The sequence below is a fragment of the Streptomyces sp. NPDC031474 genome (assembly GCF_055581185.1).
The window spans coordinates 311,046-334,072 of record NZ_JBVIJX010000010.1 but is presented as its reverse complement, the minus strand read 5'-3'; the positions used below and the strand labels follow the sequence as shown (position 1 = coordinate 334,072).

The following is a 23,027-nucleotide window of genomic DNA, read 5'->3' as shown; positions in this document are numbered from 1 at the left end:
ACCTTTCCATGACTGTTGTCAACGGTCCGGACCATGGAACACGCGCACCGTGCGTCAATTACCGAGAGCCGCCTCGCGCATTTTCCTGAATTCCCGGGGCGTGACGCCGTACCGGTCCCGGAAGAGGCGGCTGAAGTGGGAAGCCCCGTAAAACCCGGAGCGTTCGCCGATCACCGCGATGGAGAGGTGATCGAACCTGGGATCGGCCAGCTCGGACCGGCACCGAGCGAGCCTTTCGTCCCGGATCCAGCGCGCGGGACTCGTTTTGTGCTCGTGGAATATCTTCTGCAGATAGCGAAGCGAGACGTTGTGCCGCTGGGCCACCGTCGACGGGCTGAGCTCGGGGTCGGCCAGCCGCTCGCGGATGAACGCCTGGATGCTCAGCATCAGGGTCGGTCTGGCCACGCTGGTTTCCTCGGCCATCGAGCGCAACTGCTCGGCGAACAGTGCGGCGGCCAGTCCCGCCACGCTGCCGCCCAGGAGTTCGATCCCCGTGTCGACCTGCTCACCGTGCTGTTCAAGTCCGACGAGCAGGTCGGACATCAGCGCCCCGAGACCGTGCGACCCGTGCCACGCCCTCGCCGTGAGCGTCCCGGTGTCCTTGGCGGTGAGCCCCATCAGACGGTGCGGCAGCACCAGGATCACCATACGGAACCGCTCCGGCATGATGATCTTGTAAGGCCGTGAACTGTCGTAGCAGACGAGCTGTGCCCCACGGGCCGACGCATGGCGTCCGTCCTGGAACACCAGCACCTCGCCGGCCAGCGGGCGACATACGCTCAAATACCCGTCCAGACCCGGTTCGAGCAGTCTGCTGGGCCGGATCATTTCCCGCGGACCGCCCTCCACGAAATGCGCCCGCACTTCACCGAACCGTTTTGTCGCCCTGGTCCCTCGAGGCTCTTCGTCATGCCCGCGAACAATTTGTACGCAGCCATGGGACTGCATGTCCGCATCGAGATGGACAACGGTCCGAGCCGAACTCCGAACACCGACATGTGCCATCGACTAACCCCCGTCTGTCGAGCAGGAATCAGCGGGGTGCTTCGTCGCCTCACCACAGCCGCGCCATTGCGGCCGCCGCACCCCGATGGGCTGGTGTCACCCCTGCATCCGTCCCGCCGCGAGCCATTGGAACATACCCTGTTGCTGGTTTTCTACAGCGACCAGTAGTTTCTCGATCAACCACATGGCCCTCTGTGACCCCACGAGTACTGCCCGCACCCGGCCCTGTCTGCGCCGATGCGGCACACCACGGCCGCACGGAGCCGCCGGGGCGCTCGACGAACTGGACGCGTCCCCTCCATGCGCGGTGCGCGATTCGACAACCAGAGGCGTCGCGCCCTCACTAGCGTCTCGATCACCGGCCGGGGCCGAGGGCAGCGGGCGGGGTCGGGGAGAACCGCGGAACACAAGGAGACCAGCGTGACCAAGCCGCTCCAGCACCAGGGTGAACAGGCCGTACAGAGGAGGGCGGGCGAGGGCCACTCGGGGTGGGGCTCACCCATGTTCGACGATGTGATCCAGCCCCCGTTCGCCCAGTTCCTGAGGCAGCAACGGCTGCTCCTGCTCGGCGCGTCCGACGCCGAGGGCGCCGTGTGGGCCTCCGCCGTCACAGGAGGCGTCGGCTTCGCCGACACCGTCGACCGGCACCACCTCAGGGTCGCCGCCGTGCCGGTGACCGGCGACCCCCTCGAGCAGGCCTTCGACACCGAGCGCGCCGTCGGGATGCTCGCGATCGAACCACGCACCGTGCGCCGCATCAGGCTGAACGGCGTGGCGCAACGGCGAGAGGGCGCTCTCCACGTCCGCGCCGAACAGGTTCTCGGCAACTGCCCCAAGTACATTCAGCAGCGGGTCCCTCTGGAGGACGCCGCGGACCCCGGACAGCCCGTGGCCGAGGTCCGCGCGGATCTCACCGAGCGCCAGCGGCGATGGATCTCACAGGCGGACACCTTCTTCATCGCCAGCCACTCCCCCGATCACGGGGCCGACGCCTCGCATCGCGGTGGCGAGCCGGGCTTCGTGACCGTCCACGGCGCCCGCCGGCTCTCCTGGCCGGACTACGTCGGGAACTCCTTCTACATGACGTTGGGAAACCTTCATCTCAACCCGTCCTGCGGGCTGCTCTTCCTGGACTGGGAGCAGGGCCACACGCTCCAGCTGACCGGCCGGGCCCGGCTCGACTGGGATCCGCAGCGCAGCGCGGCGTTGCCCGGCGCGTTGAAGCTCGTCGAGTTCGACGTCGAGCGCGTGGTCGAGATCCGCCGTGCGACGGCCCTCCGATGGGCCCTGGCCGCACCGTCCCCGTTCAATCCTCCGCTCCCCACCCCGCGGGACCAAGGCCGGTGAGGAGCGGTTGCCGACGGCGTGGGAAGCGGGCGGTCCAGAGCAGCGGCTACCGGCTACCGCTCCGTCACCTTGCCGTCCGCCACCTCCAGCCGACGCGTCACCTGGACCGCGTCCAGCATGCGCCGGTCGTGGGTGACCAGGAGCAGCGTGCCCTCGTAGGCGTCGAGGGCCGACTCCAGCTGCTCGATGGCCGGGAGGTCGAGGTGGTTCGTCGGCTCGTCGAGGACGAGGAGGTTGACGCCCCGGCCCTGGAGCAGCGCGAGGGCGGCGCGGGTGCGCTCCCCGGGTGACAGGGTGCCCGCCGCCCGCATCACATGGTCCGACTTCAGGCCGAACTTGGCCAGCAGGGTGCGCGCCTCGACCGGTTCGGTGTCGGGAACGGCCGCGCGGAACGTGTCGAGCAGCGGCTCGGAGCCGTGGAACAGCTGCCGCGCCTGGTCGACCTCGCCGACCAGGACGCCCGAGCCGAGCGCCGCGTGGCCCGCGTCCAGCGGGACGCGGCCGAGGAGCGCGCCCAGCAGCGTCGACTTGCCCGCGCCGTTCGCGCCGGTCACCGCGACCCGGTCGGCCCAGTCGATCTGCAGGGACACCGGCCCGAGGCGGAAGTCACCGCGGCGTACCTCGGCCTCGCGCAGGGTGGCGACCACCGCGCCGGAGCGCGGTGCGGCCGCGATCTCCATGCGCAGCTCCCACTCCTTGCGCGGCTCCTCGACGACGTCCAGGCGTTCGATCATGCGCTGGGTCTGCCGGGCCTTCGCGGCCTGCTTCTCGCTGGCCTCGCTGCGGAACTTGCGGCCGATCTTGTCGTTGTCGTTGCCCGCCTTGCGGCGCGCGTTCTTCACGCCCTTGTCCATCCAGGAGCGCTGGGTCTGCGCGCGGTCGTGGAGCGCCGCCTTCTTGTCGGCGTACTCCTCGTAGTCATCGCGGGCGTGCCGGCGGGCCACGTCCCGTTCCTCCAGGTAGGCGTCGTAGCCGCCGCCGTAGAGGTTGATCTGCTGCTGGGCGAGGTCGAGTTCGAGGACCTTGGTGACCGTGCGGGTGAGGAACTCGCGGTCGTGGCTGACGACGACGGTTCCGGCGCGCAGTCCGGTCACGAAGCGTTCGAGGCGCTCCAGGCCGTCGAGGTCGAGGTCGTTCGTCGGCTCGTCGAGGAGGAACACGTCGTAGCGCGAGAGGAGGAGGGAGGCGAGGCCCGCGCGGGCGGCCTGCCCGCCGGACAGGGACGTCATCAGCTGGTCGAGGCCGACGCCGAGGCCCAGCGAGTCGGCGACCTCCTCGGCGCGCTCGTCGAGGTCGGCGCCGCCCAGGTCGAGCCACCGCTCCAGGCTCGTGGCGTAGGCGTCGTCGGCGCCGGGCGCCCCGTCGACCAGGGCCTGGGTGGCCTCGTCCATCGTGCGCTGTGCCTCGGCGACGCCGGTGCGGCGGGCGAGGAACTCCCGCACGCTCTCACCGGCGCGGCGCTCCGGTTCCTGGGGCAGATGCCCGACGGTCGCGGTCGGCGGGGAGAGCCTGAGCTCGCCCTGTTCGGGCGCGGTGAGCCCGGCGAGCAGCCTCAGCAGGGTGGACTTGCCCGCGCCGTTGGCGCCGACCAGCCCGATCACGTCCCCGGGGGCGACGACGAGGTCGAGCCCGGAGAAGAGGGAGCGGTCGCCGTGCCCGGCGGCGAGGTTCTTGGCGACGAGAGTGGCAGTCATCAGGTCGTAGATCCTAGTGGTCGTCCGCGGACGTCGTCGCACCCCTTCTTCGGCGATCTCGCCGACCGTCGGCACGGTCGGTTACCGTCCGGGCATGGACACTCGGGTGAACGGCGACGCGATCGTGGTCGGCGGCGGGGTCATCGGGCTGTCGACGGCCGTGGTACTCGCCGAGCGCGGGCTGCGGGTGCGTCTGTGGACGCGCGACCCGGTCGAGCGGACCACGTCCGCCGTCGCCGGTGCGCTGTGGTGGCCGTACCACATCGAACCGAAGGTGTCGGCGCGGGCCTGGGCGCTGCGTTCCCTGGACGTCTACGAGCGCCTCGCCGGGCGGCCCGAGGAGACCGGCGTGCGCCTCGTCGACGGTGTGATGGGCGAGCAGGAGCCGGCCCGCGTCGAGGCCTGGGCGGCCGGTCGGCTGACCGGGCTGCGCCGGACCACGGCACGCGAGTACGGCGCCGGGCCGGGCGTGCGGGTGCGACTGCCGCTGATCGACATGTCGATGTATCTGCCGTGGCTGCGGGAGCGGCTGCTGCGGGCGGGCGGCAGGGTCGAGGAGCGCACGGTGACCGATCTGGCGCAGGCCGAGGCGCCCGTCGTGGTCAACTGCGCGGGGCTGGCCGCCCGGGAGCTGGCCGCGGACCCGTCGGTGCGGCCGGTGCGGGGGCAGCTCGTCGTCGTGGAGAACCCCGGCGTCGACACCTGGCTCGTCACCACGGCCCCGGACGGCTCGCCGGTCTACCTCTTCCCGCAGCCCGGGCGGCTGCTGCTGGGCGGCACGGCCGAGGACGACGCGTGGTCGCTGGAGCCGGACCCGAAGGTGGCCGAGGCGATCGTCCGACGCTGTGCGGCGTTGCGGCCGGAGGTCGCCGGGGCGCGGATCCTCGGGCACCGGGTGGGGCTGCGGCCGGTTCGGGACACGGTACGGCTGGAGCGGGCGGAGCTGCCGGACGGGCGGCCGGTGGTGCACCACTACGGGCACGGCGGGGCGGGTGTGACCGTGGCGTGGGGATGCGCGCAGGAGGCGGCCGAACTGGTGCTCTCGGCCGCCTCCTCCTGACCGGTCTGCGGGCCTACGGGATCCGCTGGGCGTTGTGCGGGGTCCTTACGCCGTCCAGGGCGCCGGCGCCGGGCGTGACCGCTGTGGCCGCCGCCGCGGACGTGGCGCGGGCGAAGGCGTCGGCGCCTCCGACGAGCGGGACCCGCGCCGAGGTGCGGGACAGGTCCAGGGTGAGGGTCGGGGTGTCGGCGGGCGGGTCGATGAGGTCCCTGTCGGTGCCCGCGACGATCAGCGCCAGCCGGTGACCGGCCGGGACGACATGGTCGGTGGCGGCCAGGTCGAGGGTGATCGTGTAGGCCTTGCCCGGGGTGAGCGGGACGCCCTTGCCGGGGTTCGCAAAGGTGCCGAGGTCGGCCCAGCCGCGGCTGACGACCGTGTAGTCGACGTCGGCCGTGTTCGCCCCGGTCTCCTTGAAGCAGGCGCTGTCGCCCGCCGTGCTCGCACCCCAGCAGGTGCGGTCGGTGAGCGTGGTGATGCCCTCGCCGCCCGCCGCGTAGTCGCGGATCGTGTCGGGGCCGAGGTCGACGAGGACGGCCGTGAGGTGGGCGGTAGCGGTCGTGGGCGTGGCGGTGACGGTGACCTTCGAGGAGCCGGACAGCCGCAGGTCGCGGGTGAGGGGACCGGTGCTGAAGCCGGCCTTGTCGGGGGTCGGGGTGTCGATCCGCGCGGCCCAGTCGGTCTCGCTCAGCTGCGGGTCGTCGGTGAAGGCCGCGGTGCCGGCGCCCTTGCGCAGACCGAGCGTGCCGACGCCGGGCTGGGCCGCGGCGGCCGGGTGCAGGGTCGCCGTCCGGGTGCCGCGGGGCGGCCAGACGGCGGAGGTGACCCACTGGTCGGGGTGGCGCTCGATATCGGCCATGGGCTCACGGTCGACGCCGTTGTCGTAGCCGAGGAGTTCGTGGTCGAACCAGCGGTGAAGGGTGTCCACCCAGGCGGAGCGGCGGAAGTCGAACGGGTCGACATGGCCGGTCTGCGAGAGCCAGATCTTGCGCTCGACGCCGTTCTTCGCGAGGGCGTCCCACCACTGACCGAAGTGCTTGGTGCGGACGTTGAGGTCCTGCATGCCGTGGACGAGGAAGACGCTCGCCTTCACCTTGCGCGCGTCCTTGACGTAGTCGCGTTCGGTCCACAGAGATGTCCAGTCGCCGGTGCGCGGAGCCCCGTCGACGATCTTCTGCTGGACCGCGGCGCACTTGGCGCGGGCGTCGGGGCTGTCGACGTAGTTCGAGAGCCAGTCGGGGCCCGAGTCGTAGAGCGGGGCGCCCTGGGCGAAGTAGTAGTCGTACCAGGAGGATATGGCGCTGATCGGGACGATGGTCTTGAGGCCTCGCACGCCGGTGGCGGCGACGCCGTTGGCTATGGTGCCGTCCCAGCTCTTGCCGATCATGCCGGTTCTGCCGTTGGTCCAGCCCGCCTTGGCGGCCGTGGCGCCGGTGCGGGTGGTGTAGGCCTTGGCCCGCCCGTTCAGCCAGTCGACGACGGCCTTCGCGGACTGGATGTCGGAGCGCCCGCCGACGTCCACGCAGCCGTCGGAGCGGTTGGTGCCGGCGAGGTCGACGCCGACGAAGGCGTAGCCGCGCGGCACGAAGTAGTTGTCGTAGAACAGCGGCATCTGGACGACGTTCCCGGCCGTGTCGTACGTCTTGAGCTGGCTCTCGTTGCCGCGGCCGCAGCAGGAGTAGTAGGGACTGGCGTCCATGATGACGGGCACCTTGCGCCCCTGCGCGGCGAGTTCGCGGGGGCGGACGATGTCGACGGCGACGCGGTCCGTCCTTCCGTCGCCGTCGCCGTCGAGTCCGGTGTCGACCCAGACGGCCTCGCGGATGGCGTGCTCGTAGGAGTAGACGGGCCTGCTCTCGCGCGGGGCGCCCTGGGCGGTGGCCGGGGTGAGGAAGGCGGCCACCAGAAGGGTGATGGCGGCAGTGGCGAGCGGTCTCCAGCTCGTGAAGCGCATGCGTGTCGACATGCGCCGGACGGTACCCCGGTCAACTCCTGTGCAGAAGAGGGCAGATGGGAGACGGCGGGGCCCCCTGTGGTGGGTCGCCGATGGCCGAAACACGCCGGTGGAGGCGGGCGCTGATGACGGCCGAATGGCGATCGTGTGACAGGGGTGACGGTGGACACCTTCTGGGCACAGGGACTGAATAGGCTTCGAACAGCCTTTGTACCCCCACTACTTGGAGCTTTCGTGCACCGCAGACTCATCGCGCCGGGCGCACTCGCTGCCGCGTCCGTACTGCTGGCGATCCCGGCATCCGCCGCGGGCTACTCCCCCGGCGCGTCGGGCATCGGCGACCCGTACTACCCGGCCTACGGCAACGGCGGATACGACGTCTCGCACTACGACCTGCGGCTGACGTACCAGCCGGCGACGGACGAGTTGCAGGGCACGGCGACGATCCTCGCAAAGACCACGCAGGACCTGTCGAGCTTCGACCTGGACTTCCTGCTGGACGTCCAGGAGGTCCGGGTCAACGGCGCCGCGGCCGCCTTCACCACCTCCGGCGAGCACGAGTTGGTGGTCACGCCGAAGCAGCCGCTGGCCAAGGGCACATCGGCCACGGTCGTCGTCCGCTACCGCGGGGTGCCGTCGACGAAGAGCGCGTACGGCTTCTCCACCTGGCACCGCACGCCCGACGGCGCGGTCGCGGCGGACGAGCCCGAGTCGGCGTGGTGGTGGTTCCCGAGCAACGACCATCCGCTCGACAAGGCGACCTACGACGTCTCGGTGGCCGTGCCGGACGGCACCCAGGCCATCTCCAACGGCACGCTCCAGTCGACGACTTCACGCCTCGGCTGGACCCGCTACAACTGGCGCCAGAACAAGCCGCAGGCGACCTATCTGGCCACGCTGGCGCTGGGGAAGTTCGACGTCACGACGAGCACGTCCGAGGGCGGCGTGCCGGTGATCAACGCCTACAGCAAGGACCTCGGGGACAACGACGGGGCGGCACGGGCGAGCGTGGAGCGCACCGGTGAGATCGTCGACTGGCTGAGCAACTACTTCGGGCCGTACCCGTTCAGTACGGCCGGCGGATACGTCCCCAACACCACCACCTCGTTCGCGCTGGAGACGCAGAGCCGCGTCTACTACAGCCCCAAGCAGTTCGCGAACGGCTCCAACACCTCAGTGGTGGTACACGAGTTGGCGCACCAGTGGTACGGGGACTCGGTGTCCCTCAAGGGCTGGAAGGACATCTGGCTCAACGAGGGCTTCGCCCGGTACGCGCAGTGGCTGTGGTCCGAGCACGAGGGCGAGGGCACGGCGCAGGAACTCGCGGACTACGTGTACGCCTCGCACCCGGCCGACGACGCGTTCTGGACGGTGAAGCCGGGCGACCCGGGCGCGGCGAACCAGTTCGACATCGCCGTCTACGACCGGGGCGCGCTGGCCGTGCAGGCGCTGCGCAACGAGGTCGGCGATGACGCGTTCTTCGCGATCCTGAAGGGCTGGCCGCAGAAGTACGCGTACGGCAACGCGACGATCGCCGACTTCCAGGCGTACGCCGAGCAGGTCTCCGGCAAGCGGCTGGGCGCGCTGTTGGACACCTGGCTTCTCCAGCCGACGAAGCCGGCGGCGCCCGCTGCGCGGACCGCGTCGATCGCGAAGTCGTCGGCCACTCCCGTGCGGCCGAAGTCCTGGAAGAAGATCGCGGCGACGAACTCCGTGCACGAGAACTGAGTGCGCGGCGCGCCCGCCGTCCTGCGCTACCGGGGGGCCGCCGCCAGGAGCTCGTCACGCGAGACGGCGGCACTTCCGGTGGCCGGGACGGTGCACGCGTACGCGCCGGCCGTCACACCGAACCGGGCGCATCTCAGGGGCTGTTCGCCGCTGAGGCGGCCGTAGAGGAACGCGGACGCGAAGGCGTCTCCCGCGCCGTTGGAGTCGACCACCGGCGCGGGAGGGGCGACGGCCGGTATATGGGTCAGCTCGCCCTCGGACAGCAGGTACGCGCCCTCGGCGCCGGCGGTGACGACGACCGCCTCGGCACGGCCCCGCGCGGCGATCCGTCGCATCGTGGCCGCGGGGTCGGTGAGCGCGGCGGCCGAGAGGAAGACCACGTCCGCGGCGAAGGCGAAGGCCTCGTGGTACGGGTTCTCGCCGTCCCAGTTGTGCAGGTCGGTGGAGATGCGGGCGCCCGCCGCGCGCAGGAGCGGCAGCGCGTCGGCGCAACCGGGGGTGATCGCCACATGCACGTGCCGGCTCGCCGTGGCCAGCGCCCACAGGGTGTCCTGCGGGAAGCGGTCCTCCGGTCGCCCGCGGCTGGTGTCGTACAGCGACAGCCGCCGCCCGTCCGGGCTCACCAGGTTGACCGCGCGCTTGGTGCCGGCCGGCTGCGGGACGGCGGTCAGGGCGATGCCGTGCTTCTCGTGCAGGGCGCGGACCAGGGCGCCCTCCGGATCGTCGCCCAGGAAGTCGAGGTGGTGGGTGCGCAGGCCGAGGGCGGCGAGCCCCAGCGCGACGAAGTCGCCGGTCTGTCCGGCGCGGGTGCGGATCCCGCTGTCGATCATGTAGCTGTCGGCGTACGGGAGCGGCAGCTCCGGTACCTGGACGACGGTGTCCACCCCCGCCCCGCCCAGGACCAGGACGTCGATGCCCCTGTCCTCGCCCGCCCTGTCGGCGCCCATCCGCACTACCCCTCCCCGTGGTCGTACACCGTCACCGCGACGCCCCGCTGCACCAGCCGCCCGGAGACGAGCGGTTCCACCCGGGACCACTTCCCCCCGGCCAGGCCGCAGCCTATCCGCGGCATGTGCACCGACGCGCCGAGTTCTGTCGCGCGGTCGGCCAGGCGGGCCAGGGCGGTGTCGATGGCGTCGTAGCGCACCGGGACGCCCTTGCTGCCCGTGCGCACGCCGCGCTGGCCGATCATGTTGGCGACCCATATGTACGGCTCGACCTGGACGAGTTGGAGCGCGCCCAGGCCGAAGTCGTTGGCGGCGCGCTCGCGGTGCCAGGCGCGGTAGGCCGCTTCCGGCTCCGGCCAGCGGCGTGACAGCGCCAGCACGAAGCCCTTCCCCCATCCCCCGATGTCGTTGCAGACATGGGCGATGACCTTGACGCCCTTCACCGACGGCACGGTGGCGTCGCCACGGACGTATGTGATCCCCGACATGACGCCACCGTAGGCGATGCCACTGACAGTGGCCGGATCTCGCCGTGGACGGAGTTCTCCCTACGGAATCCGGCCGCCTGGGTGCCCAGGATCTGCTGTACTCCGTCCGGGGAGAACACCGCGACAGACAGGCGCGCAGCCCTGGAGGGCCGACAGGGAAACGCACGACGTCCCCGTGGTCCTGTTGGGCGCGGTTTACAACACTCCCGCGGCTCCGAAGTCGGCGGGGATCCGATCCTTGCGGTCTGTCATGACGTTCCGTTGTTCCGATCGTTCAGTACGTTGTTGCGGCTGGTCAGTACGTGGTCGATCAGGCCGTATTCAGCCGCCTGTTCGGCCGTGAGGATCTTGTCCCGCTCGATGTCCTGCTCTATCTGCTCCACCGGCCGGCCGGAGTGACGGGCCAGGACGGTCTCCACCAGCGTGCGCACACGCTGCATCTCGCGGGCCTGGATCTCCAGATCGGAGATCTGTCCGCGCTGTCCCCCGCTGTGGGGTTGGTGCAGCAGTACGCGTGCCCCCGGCAGCGCAGCGCGTTTTCCGGGAGTGCCGGCGGCCAGGAGGACAGCGGCGGCGGAGGCGGCCTGACCGATGCAGACTGTCTGGATGTCGGGCTTCACGAACTGCATCGTGTCGTAGATCGCTGTCATGGCGGTGTGGGAGCCGCCCGGCGAGTTTATGTAGAAGGCGATGTCCCGATCCGGGTCCATGGATTCGAGACAGAGGAGCTGCGCCATGACGTCGTTGGCGGATGTGTCGTCGATCTCCGCTCCGAGGAACACGATGCGCTCCTCGAAGAGCTTGGAGTACGGGTCGTACTCGCGCGTTCCCTGTGCCGTGCGTTCGACGAAGCGGGGCACTATGTACCGGGCCTGCGGTGGCGTACCGCCGAATGCAGAGGCCGGACGATTGTGCAGGGCCATGGTCTCGGTTCCTCTTGGGGTCGGGTGTGACTGCGGTGGCCGGACGCGGTCGGCCCGGCTCGGTCCCTGATGGGTGAGGGGGTCCTTGCCGGGCCGTTGCCCGTTCAGGACACGAGCGTGCCACCGGCCCCCGAGACACCGGAGGCGGACTTCATCACCGAGTCAATGAGCCCGTACTCCGCGGCTTCCTGGGCCGTGAACCACTTGTCGCGGTCCGAGTCCCTGGTGATCGTGTCGACGTCCTGTCCGGAATGCTCGGCGATCAGCGCCGCCATCTCCTGCTTGGTGCGCAGCAGTTGTTCGGCGTAGATCTTGATGTCACTGGCCGAGCCGCCGAGTCCGGCCGACGGCTGGTGCATGAGGATCTTGGTGTTGGGCAGGGCGTACCGCTTGCCCTTTGCGCCGGCGGTCAGCAGGAACTGGCCCATGGATGCACAGAAGCCCATGGCGATCGTCACCACGTCGTTCTTGATGTAGTGCATGGTGTCGTACACGGCCATACCCGCAGTGACCGAACCACCAGGAGAGTTGATGTAGAGGTAGATGTCCTCACTGGATTCCGCGGCGAGCATCAGCAACTGAGCCGTGAGCTTGTTGGCGATGTCGTCATCGACTTCCTTGCCGAGGAAGACGATGCGGTCGCTCAGGAGTCGGCTGAATACTTGGTCACCCATTGCCATGCCGCTGATGCCGCCTTCGCTCCGCGGCATCTGCGAGGCAGACGAATAGTCGCGCGCTAAGGTCACTGAACCCCCAGAGTAATGGAGGCGGCGCTTGTGGCAGCCGCCCGGAGTCTTTCCCTTGCCTTTATATCCGCTGTCTCAAAATGCCGAATGTGTCGGCCTGTTGGTTAACCGCGGATACCGTCCCCACGCTAACACGGCAGCCGGGACGTGTCCTCGATTCGGCAGCCGCTTAGCTGACAGCAGAAGACCATCAGGCAGCGGACTCGACGGTGTCCCGGAATCGAGTGATGGCTGAAATGTGTTGTGCTCGAAGCTCCGATTCGTGCCTTGCAGATGACGCGGTTCGCCTCCCACGGCTCGCGGTAGTTGGCGAAATGGGACCCGATGATCCGCTTCAGGGACATCCACAGGTAGCGGTTGTCGTACTCGTACGGGTAACCGGTGGTGAATGCGCAGGTCGCCACCGTGCCGCCCCGCCGGATGACGTGGCCGGAGGCTCCGAAGGTGTCCCGGCCGGGGTGTTCCAGCACGATGTCGACGTCCTCGGCGCTGCGGTCGATCGCCGCGTCCGCGCCCATCGTGCGGCACAGATCCGCCTTCGCCCGGTCGGACACCACGCACACCGGTCGGGCGCGCCGCCGGCCAGGGCGAGTTGGGTCGCGTACGAGCCCAGCCCCCCCCGGCCGCCCCCAGACCAGTACGTTGTCGCCCTGTTTCAGGTCGGCGCCGTGCGGCTGACCAGCTGACGGTAGGCGGTGGAGTTGACCAGTTCCACGGACAGGCAGTGCGCGACGATCTTGTCGCCGGGCCGCCACGCGCGCCCGCCCGGTCCAGTACGCAGCACGAATCCCGCCAGGTCGGAACCGATGACGTGGTACGGCAGATCGTGGCGACGCGCGAGCGGCGAAGTCCGGCAGTAACACTCCAGGAAGGCGAACGTGGGCACCGGCTCGAAGATGGCGCTCCACACGGTGTTGCAGTTGACGGAACTGGCCATCACGGCGACCAGCACCTCGCCCGGCCCCGGCTCGGGCACCGGTACCGGCACCTCGGCAAGATGCAGGGACTTGCGCGGGTCTTTGTAACGGCACGGCACGAATCGGGAACTGGCAGTGCGGCGAAGTCATCCGGCTCCGCCGCCTCGGTGACGACGGCCAATAACTCGTCCATGGAGGCTCCGCGAGTATTCCGTTTACGGCCGCTCGGAAAAAAGTCCGCGGATTTTATGCCGCCGACGGGAAGCACTCAAGCCGGTATGTGGTCAGCGGAATTACGGTGGCTGGTATCGGGGCTACCAGGCTGCGGAATTTATGGATGGCGCCCAACATACCGGGCAGAGTTCATCACCGCCGAACGGCCGCCGACTCCGGGAGCTGAGGGCAGTCCGTGACAACATCCATTCCTTTGACAGCTTATCAGCGCGATATCCGGGTGACGACGAGCACGGTGATGTGCTCCTACGAAGAGCGGGGATACCGGTGCGGCCGTGGGCGGGCACGCGTATGCCCACCCGCGGGTCGGCCATCAGCGGTCATGGGGTGTGGTCAGCCCAGTGGGGGCCAGGTGAGAACCGCTTCGTTCTGGCTGGTGAGCTTGGACAGCGGCGTGAACCGAAAGTAGAGGTCGCGCGCCAGGGCGGGACCGAAGGACTCCAGCTGCTCGGTCTCGCTCAGCGCTCGGGCCGCGGCGACCAGTCCCTCCGTCCGCGGCCTGCGCTCGTCCTCGTAGCCGCGCAGCGCCGCGACCGGGTCCGCGCTCGCGCGCAGGTGCTGGGCGAGGACGACGGCGTCCTCGATGGCCAGCGCCGCCCCCTGGCCCAGGCTCACGAGCATCGGGTGGGCCGCGTCCCCGAGCAGGGTCGTGCGTCCGGTGCCCCACCGCTGGAGGAACGGGCGGTCCTGGGCGGTGAGGCGGACGATCGATTCCTCGGGGGTGGTACGGATCGCCTCCCGCACCTCGTCGGCCCAGCCCGCGAAGAGGCCCGCGAGCCCCTCCTTGCCGCGCCGCAGGTGTCCGGAGGCGCCCGGGGGCACGTTCTTCGTCGCCCACCAGTAGGCGCGGCCGTGCCCGATGTCGGCAAGGCCGAAGCGCTGGCCCCTCCCCCAGTAGTGCGCCGCGTAGCCCTTGCTCATCCGCGGGTGGGTGAAAGGCACCGTGGCCAGCCAGCACGCGTAGTTGCCGGGCCGCGGTTCGTCGGCGCCCGCCACCTGCCTGCGGATCGCCGAGTTGAAGCCGTCCGCCCCGATCAGGACGTCGCCCGAGGCGGTCCTGCCGTCCTCGAAGGTGACCTCGACCCGGTCCTCGCCGCTGACGAACTCCGCTGCCGCGGCACCGAGTTCGATGACGCTCCCGTCCCCGAGGGCGTCCAGCAGCGTCTGCTGGAGATCGGCCCGGTGGACGGCGTAGTTCGACGCCCCCAGCCGGTCCGAGACTTCCCGGAACGGCAGCGCCCTGATCGGACGGCCCCGCCGGGTGAGGAACTTGAGCTCGTCGAACACCGCACCACGCTTCTCCAGGCCCGAGGCGATGTCGATGTCGAGGCTGCGCAGCGCCAGGACCGCGTTGCACATCAGCGACACCGCCGTGGTACCCGGCCGCAGCTCGGGAGCCCGCTCGAAGACCTGTACCTCGACGCCCACACGGCGCAGCGTCGCGGCGGCGGCGAGGCCGCCGACGCCCGCTCCGATGATGAGGGCCTTGCGCGGGGGGGACTGCGTCATTTCCCACTCCTCTCCGACAGTCGTCGGCCCGGTCGGCCGGCCACCGCCTGTGCCAGCTTCTCGGCAACGACGTTCACGTGCGGTTCGTCCAGGAGCACCAGGTGGTCACCGGGGACGTCGACCACCTGGAGCCGGCCCGTGGTCAGGTCGCCCCAGCCGTTGGTGGGGTCCGTATGCAGGCTCTGTGCTGCTCCGTGCATCGGCTGGAGGATCTCCGGCAGCTCCGAGGTCGCGCGCAGCAGCACCACGTCCTCGTCGCCCGGTTCGGGCTGGTAGGTGAGGATCGCCCGCCAGTGCGCCTTGAACATCTGGAACAGGCGCCGCACGGTGGTGCGCGAGCTGCCTGCGGGCAGGACGCCTGCCTGCGTGGCGTGTCCGACGATGAAGTCGAACTTCGCCTCCTCCTCCAGACCGTCCGGCAGCGAGACCACCGGTGCGGTGCCACCGCGCTCCATCCACAGCAGCTCCCAGAAGAACCACTCCAGCAGCGAGTGGTCGGCGATGTCGGGCCGCTCCCCCCGCTTGACGGCGATCGGGTCGATCAGCACGGTGCCGTGCAGGGCGCCCGGGTCACTGCGGCGCAGCTGGCGCGCCATCTCGAAGGCGACGAAGCCGCCGAAGGACCATCCTCCGATCACATACGGCCCTTCGGGACACGCGCCCCGCACGGCCTCCAGGTAGCCCGCCGCCATCTCTTGGATCGAGCTGAGCGGCTCCGTGCCCGGCACGGTCCCCCACGCCTGAAGCGCGTAGACCGGCTGGTCCTGCGGTAGGTGACGGGCGAGACGTACGTAGCACAGCACGTGGCCGCCCAGCGGATGGACCAGGATCAGCGGCGGCTTGTCCCCCTCGGTGCGGATCGGCACGACCGGGTCGAACCGGGCGGCCGCGTCGCCGCCCCGCAGGCGTTGGGCCAGCCCGGCGACGGTCGGGGCGGCGACGAACGCCGAGAGCGGAACGCTGACGCCGTAGCGCTTCTCGATCGTCATCACCAGCCGCATCGCGGTCAGTGAGGTGCCCCCGATGTCGAAGAAGTTGTCCCGCACGCCCACCGCGGGCAGTTCCAGCAGTTCCGCCAGAATGCCCACCAGCACCCTCTCGTGCTCGTCGGCGGGTTCGGTGGCGTCCGACGACGGCGCGGCCAGCGGCATGCGGCGCAGCAGCGCGTCGTCCCGCTTGCCGCTGGGCGTCAGGGGCAGGCTCGCCAGCCACTGAAGGTGCGAGGGCATCATGTAGTCCGGCAGCACCGCCCGCAACCGGCTGCGCACCTCGTCCAGGTCCACGGCCTCGGGGTCGCCGACAAGGAACGCCGCGAGGAACGCGTCGCCGCCCTCCCGGCGCCGCGACACCACCGCCGCCTCGCGGATACCGGACATGGACTGCTCCTCGGCGAGCTTGGCGATGGCCAGTTCGACCTCGGCCGGCTCGACGCGGAAGCCACGCACCTTCACCTGGGAGTCGGCGCGGCCCAGCCATGCGAGGTTGCCGTCGGGCATGACCCTGGCGAGGTCGCCTGTGCGGTAGAGGCGGGCGCCCGGCTCTCCGGACGGGTGCGGTACGAACCGCTGCTCGGTCAGGTCGGGCCGGTTGCGGTAGCCGTGGGCCAGGCACACTCCGCCGACGTAGATCTCTCCCTTGGCGCCCGCCGGGACCGGCCGCATGAGGCCGTCGAGCAGGTGCAGCTCGATGCCGTCCACGGGGACGCCGACGGGCGGCAGGTCGGGGAAGCGGGCCGGGTCACCGGTCATGGTGTGGTGGGTCAGCAGGTGGGTCTCGGTCGGCCCGTACTGGTTCTCCAGTACGGTGTCCGGCCGCGCGGCACAGAACTTGCGGATCTCGTCGGTGATCCTCAGCTGCTCACCGGAGGAGATGACCACCCGCAGGGCACCCGGACGGATGCCCAGCGCCTGGGACGTCTCCGCGAGCTGCTGGAGCGCCACGTAGGGCATGAAGACGCGCTCCACCTCCTCGCGGTCCAGGAGCCGCAGCAGGGCCGGCATGTCCCGCCGCTCGTCCTCGGCGAGCAGTTGCAGGGTGCCGCCGCCGCACAGCGTGGAGAAGATCTCCTGGAACGCCACGTCGAAGCTCAGGGGTGCGAACTGAAGGGTCTTGCCGCCCGCCGCGCCGCTGGCCGAGGGCACCTGCCACCGCATGTAGTTGGCGAGCACCCGGTGCGGGAGTTCGACGCCCTTGGGCTCGCCGCTGGACCCGGAGGTGAACAGCAGGTAGGCGACGGTCTCACCGGTGATCTCCGGCAGTTCCGCGACACCTGCCGGGTCGGGTTCCGTCTCCAGCAGCTCATCCACGTACAGCAGTCGGGAGGGGTCGTCGAAGAGCGGTACGTGCGTCTCGTTGGTGACGATCCACAGCGGTTCGGCCTGGGCGATCATCGCCGCCAGCCTGGCCCGTGGGTAGCCGGCGTCGAGGGGGACGCAGGTGGCTCCGGCCTTCCCGACCCCCAGTACGGTGGCCAGTGTCTCGGGCGAACGGTCCATGGCGATGCCGATGGCGGTGCCGGTGCGCACTCCGGCTTCGATCAGGGCGTGGGCTATCCGGTTCGCCGCGGCGTCGAGCTGGGCGTACGTCCAGCAGCGCGCGCCGCAGCTGACGGCCACCGCCTCGGGCGTGCGGGCGACGTGCTCGCCGATCAGACGGATGACGTGCGCGGGCGCGTCGGCCCCGCCGCCCGCGCCGGGGACGGTCCGCGGCGCGGCCTGCGTGAGCCCGTCGCTCAGGAAGGCGAAGTCCACGTCCGCTTCGGGGTGCTCGACGATCCGCTGGAGGACGGCCACGTACGTCTGTCCGATGCTCTCCACCTGAGAGCGCGAGAACGTGCGTCCGTCGCAGTCGATCCGCAGCCACAGGCGTTCGTCCACCGGGTCGACCACGGCGTTGACCAGGAGCTTGAAGTTCGTCTCCTCCCAGGTCCTGAAGTCGGTCAGCTTCATGCCGGTGCCCTCGAACAGCGAGGTGAGCACGTGCGGATGGACGTAGTTGAAGGCGGTGTCGAAGACGGCGTTCCCACCGCGGTCCTCCTGGATCGCGCTGAGCGGATAGCGACGGTGGGGATGGCCGGCCCGCTCCTGTTCGTACACCTCGCGCGCCGAGTCCAGCCAGGAACGCGGCTGAACGTTCAGCCGCAGCGGCAACGTCTCCAGGAACAGTCCGGTGATCCGTTCGGCGTCGGCCTGCTCCGGCCGTCCGCCGGTGACAAGCCCGGTCGTGATGTCGTGCGTGTCGGAGAACAGCCGCAGCGTCAGGCAGTGCGCCGCGAGCAGCAGGGACTTGACCGGCAGGTTGTGGGTGCGTGCCAGACGGCCCACCCGGTCGGCCAGGCCGTCCGGAAGCTCCAGCCGGTGCACGATGAGCCCCGTGTCGCCCACCGGCTCGTACGGCCTGAGACCGTCGATCTGGGCCAGTTCGGCACCGTCGAGCAGCCGCTGCCAGTACCGCTTGCTCTCCTGGGAGGCCAGGGCCCTGCGCTCCTCGCGCACGTACAGGGCCGGCGAGGGCAGTGCCTGCGCCGGGACGGCGGCGACGGGCTGCCCGGCGTGGTGGAGGAAGTCCTGGAGCAGTTCGCGCACCAGCGTGGCCACACTCCAGCCGTCCAGGATCGCGTGGTGGAAGCTGAACACCAGCTCCAGGGAGTCGCGCAGGACGTGCATGCGGAACAGGTACAGCGGCGGCCGGTCCAGACGGTACTCGTGGTACCGCCGTTCCTGGACGTGCCGGTCCAGCTCGTCCTGCGCCTCCTGCTCGCCCAGACCGCGCAGGTCCGCGATCTGCAGCCCGCCGTCGGCCTCCCGGTACACGAGCTGTAGCGGCTCGGAGTAGCCGCCGAGGTCGAAGGCGGAGCGCAGCACCGGGTGCCGCCGGACCAGCCCGTCGAAGGCGCGACGCAGCGCCTGCTCGTCCCACGGCGACTTCAGCGAGTAGCGGAAGACGTCGTGGTAGACGGCCGACCTCTCGTGCTCCCCGCTGTGGTACAGCAGGCCCAGGTGCAGCCGGGTGGCCGGGTAGGCGTCCTCGAGGCCGGTCAGCCGTACCCGGTCGACTCCCGGGACCAGGGCGAACGGTTCCAGCGGTGTGTCCGTCCCGTCCTGCGACACGGTCGTCGCGACCGCGGCGAGCGCGGCGACCGTGGGGTTGCGGACCATGTCGGCCAGGGTGAAGTGGACGCCCGCACGCCGTGCCTCCGCCTGGATGCGGAGCATCTGGATCGAGTCCCCGCCCAGGGAGTAGTAGTCCTGGTCGGTCCCGATCGTGTCGGTCCCCAGGACGGCCGCCCAGGCCGCCGCCACCTTGACCTCGATCTCGGTGGACGGCGCCCGCAACCCGGCGCCCGTCTCCACCGCGGGGGCGGGCAGCTGTCGCCGGTCGGCCTTGCCGTTCGCCGTGAGCGGTATCCGGTCGATCCGCACGAAATACGCAGGGATCATGAACTGCGGCAGGGTTTCGAGGAGTTGGGCGCGCAACCGGGCCGCCCCCACTTCTTCGTCGGCCACGTAGTAACCCACCAGGTGCACGCCGCGGCCCGGCTCGGTCCGGTCCACGACGAGGGCGTCCCGGACGCCCGGACACTCCGCCAGGTGATTGCGCACCTCGCCCGGTTCGACCCGGTTGCCGCGGATCTTGACCTGGTCGTCAAGGCGCCCCAGGTACTCCAAGGCGCCGTCCGACAGCCAGCGCGCCCGGTCCCCGGTCCGGTACATGCGCCCGCCCGACGTGAACGGGTCCGCCACGAACACGGCGGCGTCCAGCTCGGGCCGGTCCAGGTAGCCGCGCGCCACGCCGACGCCCGCGATGCACAGCTCGCCGGCCACACCTGCGGGCTGGAGGTGCCCGTGAGCGCCGACCACGTACAGCCGGATGTTGTCGATCGGCCGCCCGATCGGCACCCGGCCCACTTCGCCGTCCGTGCCGCCGGGGCATTCGTAGTGGGTGACGTCGACCGTGGCCTCGGTCGGGCCGTAGAGGTTGACCAGCCGGGGAGCCGCGGCGCCGGCGTCGGCGAACACCTGGTTGAACCGCGCCACATGAGCGGGCGTCAACGCTTCTCCGCTGCAGAACACCTGGCGCAGGGAGGCCGCGTCCGCCACCCGGGCCGGGTTCTCCTCGATCAGGTCGAGGAACGGGCCGAGCATCGACGGCACGAAGTGGGCCACGGTCACGCGGTGCGCCCGCACCGTACCGAGGATGACTTCGGGGTCGCGTTCGCCCCGGGGCGGCAGCAGCGCCAGGCCGGCCCCGGTGATCGCCCACCAGAACAGCTCCCACACCGAGACGTCGAAGGTGGCCGGCGTCTTCTGCAGCAGGACGTCCTCCTCGCCGACCGGGTAGCGGCGCTGCATCCACTCCAGCCGGTTCACCACGGAGCGATGCTCGACCTGCACGCCCTTGGGCCGTCCTGTGGACCCGGAGGTGTAGATGACGTACGCGAGGTCGTGCGGCCCGCCGAGAGCGACGGGTCCGGCGGGTACGGCGGGTACGGCGGGTACGGCGGGTACGGCGGGTACGGCGGACGCAGTCGCCTCGAGGCGCCGTACGGACACGGCGTCGCCCACCGGCGCGGCGGGCACGGTGCTGCCCAGCAGCACTGCCGCGACCCCGCTGTCGGCCAGCACGAACCGGACGCGCTCCTCGGGATGGTCCGGGTCGACCGGGACGTACGCGGCGCCTGCCTTGAGGACGCCCAGGACCGCGGCGACGAGCTGCGGGCCGCGCTCGGCCAGCACGGCGACCCGGTCGCCCGTGCGCACGCCGTCCTCGCGCAACTGGTGCGCGATGTGGTTGGCCCACCCGTCGAGGCGGCCGAAGGTCAGCGACTGGGCGGGGTCGTCGGTGACGACGGCCAGCCGGTCGGGAGTCCTTGCCGCCTGCCGCTCGAAGAGCGCGTGGACGGTCGCGTCCTCGCTGAACGCGTTCACCGGGCCGGTGCCCGTCGCGATCAGGGCGGCACGTTCGGCTTCGCCGACCATGGGGATCTGCGACAGCGTCAGGGCGGCCCCCGCGAGAGCGCCCTTGAGGATCTCCTCAATGTGGGCGGCCACCGACTCCACGGGGAAGTCGGCGTCGAACACATCGAGGGCGTAGTCCATGTCGACCAGGACGTCACCGACGTCGTCCAGTTCGTTGACGACCACTGCCAGCACATCGTCGTCGTGGGCACGCGCCTGCACGACGGTCTCGTACTCCACGCCCTGGACCGCGAGTGGACTGGGCCAGCGCAGATAGGCGACGGTGGTGTCGAACAGCCGCTTGGGGCCGCTCTCCTGGAGCGGTACGCAGCGCAGCAGGTCGCCCAGGGAGAAGCGCTCGTGAGGCTTGAGCTCCCGGGTCGATGCCTGCACCTCGGCGACGAGCTCGCTCATCGTACGGTCCTCGCCGACCGTCACCCGCAGCGGCAGGGTGTTCGCGAAGTGGCCTACGGTCTGCTTCTGCCGAGCGGTGGGCCGGTTCAGCAGCGGTACGCCCAGGACGACTTCGTCGCTGCCGTGCACCCGCGACAGGTAGACGGCGAAGGCGCCCGCGACGAACGCGAAGACCGAATGGCCGCGTTCACGGATGCTCTCGATGACACCGCGTTCGATCATGAAGCTGTGGCGGGCACTGCTGCGGGAGCCGGCCGGGGCCGAGCGGCGGAAGAGGGTCGGGGAGACACCCCGCAACTGCTTCTGGAAATAGGCCCGGTCATCCGCGTAGTCGTCCGAGGCACGGTAGCGGCGCTCGTCCTCTGTGAATTCCAGGTACGACGGCACGGACGGCTCTTCGAACCGCCCGGTCCTTCGTATCCGGTCATATTCGGCGCGGACTTGGGACATGAAGAGGTTCAGGCCCCAGGCGTCCGCGACGACGTGGTGCACCTTGACGTAGGAATGAAAGACTCCCTCGCCCTCCTTGAGGACCGCGAGCCTAAACAGCCGGCTGCGTTCCACCTCGAATGGCACGTCGAACGCGTCTTTGATCCACGCCTCGCAGGAATCCCGCGGCGATGGGGCGTCGGAAAGGTCGATCGTCGGGATGCCGTAAGCCTCATCCTCGGCCCACTGGCGCGGAGTTCCCTCCTCCGGGTCGATCCGGATCCGGAACGCATCGTTGCGGTCGACCGCACGGCGCAGGCACGCCTTGAGGAGGTCGACGTCCACGTCACCGGTGAACCGGTCGGTGATGAAGCAGTTGAACTGCGGGAGATCTGGAAAGATAGAGTTCGCAGCCCAAATATCCTGCTGGTAGGCCGTGAGGGAGTTACGCTCCCGTCGATTCACGATCGCTCCATTTTCCTCGGCTCTTGCCTTCATTTCCTGAGCTGTTCGGCTGTCTTCTCCAATGCCCTACGCTCGCCGTGGCCGACGCCGTGCCTACGTATCAGCCGTCGTTCTCCGCGGCGATGGTGCTGCCGTGGTACCAGGGGTTTCCCGCAGCCTCGGATATGAGGTTGCGCGACTTCGTCTCCCGCGCCTTGCCCAGATCGAGAGTGAGGTACTGGACGAACTCCAGAGCGGTGAAGTACTGCCGGATGAAAGTCGGCTGGTCGAGTTCGATCTCGGTGACGGTGACCTTTGCGTTCTGCGGGATCGGTGCAGTCAGCAACGACACCAGATTCTTCCGCTTGGCCCGGGTGTATTCGTCCTCTTCCGGGTCAGCGAAGACGAGGATGCTGTGCCTGCGCTCAGGGTCGGTGAGCGTGGCCACCTCGCTGTGGCAGAACTCGTGGAAATAATTGCGCGTCGCCGGCACCATGGCGATTTCGTTGAAGTGCATCTTGGCCAACTTCAGCAGGCTCTCGTGCCACTTGGGCGACCCGAGCATGATGACGTTGGCGTTCTCGCTGCGCGCGGCGGCGTCCGCGGCCAGGGCACGCAACTCCGGGGTGAAGTCGGTCCGCAGGTCCTCGGCCAGGGAACGGACCTCGGGCCCGTAGTCCTTGTCCAGCAGACCGAGCCGCAGGAACATGCCAACCAGGATCGAGAAGTACTGGCCCACGTGGAACAGCGGGTACTCGCGGTCCGGCTTGCTCAGCGTCCAGCGCGCGATGGATACGCCGTGCTCCTCGCCCAGCTCGCCGAGCCGGCCGCCCGAGGTGAGCAGCAGCACCCGGTCGTGCATGGGGCGCAGCGCGTGGAAGGCACGGACCGGCTCGTTGGAGTGGCCGCTGTACGAACTCAGGATGATGAGCGTGCGCTCGTCCTCGATCACCGCGCGCGGAACAAGGTACTCGAAGTCGTAGTCGTTGAAGACATACACTTCGAGGTCGCTGCGGATCGAGTTGAAGAACGCCTTTATCACGTCCGACACGATGGCCGAGCAGCCCATTCCGCTGAAGACGATGCGCGTGAAGTGACCGTCCTTCATCCTCTTCAGGAGGTCGGAAGAGATGCCGGAAATGTCATACTCGTCGAACTTGGTGAACCCTGTGCGGTACTCCTGCTCCAGGAACTCCTGGTAACGCTCAAGGCGTGATCGCATGAGTATTCCTCT

At 69.8% G+C, this 23,027-nt stretch carries 13 protein-coding genes and 1 pseudogene; 3 read left to right on the top strand and 11 right to left on the bottom strand.

All coding sequences use genetic code 11. The annotated features are described in order from the left end of the window. Window positions 1-54: 54 nt before the first annotated feature. Window positions 55-948, bottom strand: coding sequence for a helix-turn-helix domain-containing protein (locus tag ACZ5SK_RS22965; protein ID WP_361701996.1), 894 nt, complete (start codon window positions 946-948; stop codon window positions 55-57). Window positions 949-1,425: 477 nt separating this feature from the next. Here ACZ5SK_RS22965 and ACZ5SK_RS22960 point away from each other — a divergent pair, with 477 nt between their 5' ends. Beyond that, window positions 1,426-2,352 (top strand): pyridoxamine 5'-phosphate oxidase family protein, encoded by a 927-nt coding sequence (locus tag ACZ5SK_RS22960; protein ID WP_334575251.1) that lies wholly within the window; start codon window positions 1,426-1,428, stop codon window positions 2,350-2,352. A gap of 53 nt (window positions 2,353-2,405) precedes the next feature. Here the strand turns inward: ACZ5SK_RS22960 and ACZ5SK_RS22955 are convergent, their stop codons facing one another. Then, the gene (locus ACZ5SK_RS22955) at window positions 2,406-4,046 is read right to left on the bottom strand and encodes an ABC-F family ATP-binding cassette domain-containing protein (protein ID WP_361701994.1); all 1,641 of its coding nucleotides are present in this window, start codon (window positions 4,044-4,046) and stop codon (window positions 2,406-2,408) included. 94 nt (window positions 4,047-4,140) lie between these two features. Between ACZ5SK_RS22955 and ACZ5SK_RS22950 the strand changes: the two genes are divergently transcribed. Further along, window positions 4,141-5,106 (top strand): FAD-dependent oxidoreductase, encoded by a 966-nt coding sequence (locus ACZ5SK_RS22950; RefSeq protein WP_334575254.1) that lies wholly within the window; start codon window positions 4,141-4,143, stop codon window positions 5,104-5,106. A 13-nt stretch (window positions 5,107-5,119) separates the two neighbouring features. Here the strand turns inward: ACZ5SK_RS22950 and ACZ5SK_RS22945 are convergent, their stop codons facing one another. Then, window positions 5,120-7,069 carry a Xaa-Pro dipeptidyl-peptidase gene (locus tag ACZ5SK_RS22945; RefSeq protein WP_361701992.1) on the bottom strand — a complete coding sequence of 650 codons (1,950 nt, stop codon included), beginning with the start codon at window positions 7,067-7,069 and terminating at the stop codon, window positions 5,120-5,122. 222 nt (window positions 7,070-7,291) lie between these two features. On the opposite strand from ACZ5SK_RS22945, the gene ACZ5SK_RS22940 reads away from it, so the two are divergent. After that, window positions 7,292-8,785 (top strand): M1 family metallopeptidase, encoded by a 1,494-nt coding sequence (locus ACZ5SK_RS22940; RefSeq protein ID WP_334575256.1) that lies wholly within the window; start codon window positions 7,292-7,294, stop codon window positions 8,783-8,785. Window positions 8,786-8,811: 26 nt separating this feature from the next. Here the strand turns inward: ACZ5SK_RS22940 and ACZ5SK_RS22935 are convergent, their stop codons facing one another. The 8 genes and pseudogenes from ACZ5SK_RS22935 to ACZ5SK_RS22900 all read right to left on the bottom strand — a co-directional run bounded on the left by ACZ5SK_RS22935 (window position 8,812) and on the right by ACZ5SK_RS22900 (window position 23,015). Continuing rightward, complete coding sequence (locus tag ACZ5SK_RS22935; protein ID WP_334575258.1) at window positions 8,812-9,732, bottom strand: adenosine kinase; 921 nt, start codon at window positions 9,730-9,732, stop codon at window positions 8,812-8,814. A 5-nt stretch (window positions 9,733-9,737) separates the two neighbouring features. Next, window positions 9,738-10,220 (bottom strand): macro domain-containing protein, encoded by a 483-nt coding sequence (locus ACZ5SK_RS22930; RefSeq protein WP_334575259.1) that lies wholly within the window; start codon window positions 10,218-10,220, stop codon window positions 9,738-9,740. 248 nt (window positions 10,221-10,468) lie between these two features. Next, complete coding sequence (locus ACZ5SK_RS22925; RefSeq protein ID WP_334575260.1) at window positions 10,469-11,143, bottom strand: ATP-dependent Clp protease proteolytic subunit; 675 nt, start codon at window positions 11,141-11,143, stop codon at window positions 10,469-10,471. Between the two features lie 104 nt (window positions 11,144-11,247). Continuing rightward, window positions 11,248-11,853: an ATP-dependent Clp protease proteolytic subunit gene (locus tag ACZ5SK_RS22920; protein ID WP_443041314.1), complete on the bottom strand. Its 606-nt coding sequence runs from the start codon at window positions 11,851-11,853 to the stop codon at window positions 11,248-11,250. Window positions 11,854-12,146: 293 nt separating this feature from the next. After that, window positions 12,147-12,999, bottom strand: a pseudogene (locus tag ACZ5SK_RS22915) (zinc-binding dehydrogenase); the annotation flags it as partial. A 374-nt stretch (window positions 13,000-13,373) separates the two neighbouring features. Further along, window positions 13,374-14,549 (bottom strand): FAD-dependent monooxygenase, encoded by a 1,176-nt coding sequence (locus tag ACZ5SK_RS22910; protein ID WP_334575263.1) that lies wholly within the window; start codon window positions 14,547-14,549, stop codon window positions 13,374-13,376. Continuing rightward, window positions 14,546-21,814, bottom strand: a complete 7,269-nt coding sequence (locus tag ACZ5SK_RS22905) for an amino acid adenylation domain-containing protein (RefSeq protein WP_468576543.1) — start codon at window positions 21,812-21,814, stop codon at window positions 14,546-14,548. Before ACZ5SK_RS22905 ends, ACZ5SK_RS22910 begins: the two co-directional genes overlap by 4 nt. 100 nt (window positions 21,815-21,914) lie before the next feature. After that, window positions 21,915-23,015, bottom strand: coding sequence for an SIS domain-containing protein (locus tag ACZ5SK_RS22900; protein WP_468576541.1), 1,101 nt, complete (start codon window positions 23,013-23,015; stop codon window positions 21,915-21,917). Window positions 23,016-23,027 lie beyond the last annotated feature (12 nt).

Bases quoted from the DNA above. Each gene is read 5' to 3' on its own strand.
- ACZ5SK_RS22965 (WP_361701996.1), bottom strand. From the start codon at position 948: ATGCAGTCCCATGGCTGCGTACAAATTGTTCGCGGGCATGACGAAGAG.
- ACZ5SK_RS22955 (WP_361701994.1), bottom strand. From the start codon at position 4,046: ATGACTGCCACTCTCGTCGCCAAGAACCTCGCCGCCGGGCACGGCGAC.
- ACZ5SK_RS22950 (WP_334575254.1), top strand. From the start codon at position 4,141: ATGGACACTCGGGTGAACGGCGACGCGATCGTGGTCGGCGGCGGGGTC.
- ACZ5SK_RS22945 (WP_361701992.1), bottom strand. From the start codon at position 7,069: ATGTCGACACGCATGCGCTTCACGAGCTGGAGACCGCTCGCCACTGCC.
- ACZ5SK_RS22935 (WP_334575258.1), bottom strand. From the start codon at position 9,732: ATGGGCGCCGACAGGGCGGGCGAGGACAGGGGCATCGACGTCCTGGTC.
- ACZ5SK_RS22930 (WP_334575259.1), bottom strand. From the start codon at position 10,220: ATGTCGGGGATCACATACGTCCGTGGCGACGCCACCGTGCCGTCGGTG.
- ACZ5SK_RS22925 (WP_334575260.1), bottom strand. From the start codon at position 11,143: ATGGCCCTGCACAATCGTCCGGCCTCTGCATTCGGCGGTACGCCACCG.
- ACZ5SK_RS22920 (WP_443041314.1), bottom strand. From the start codon at position 11,853: ATGCCGCGGAGCGAAGGCGGCATCAGCGGCATGGCAATGGGTGACCAA.
- ACZ5SK_RS22910 (WP_334575263.1), bottom strand. From the start codon at position 14,549: ATGACGCAGTCCCCCCCGCGCAAGGCCCTCATCATCGGAGCGGGCGTC.
- ACZ5SK_RS22900 (WP_468576541.1), bottom strand. From the start codon at position 23,015: ATGCGATCACGCCTTGAGCGTTACCAGGAGTTCCTGGAGCAGGAGTAC.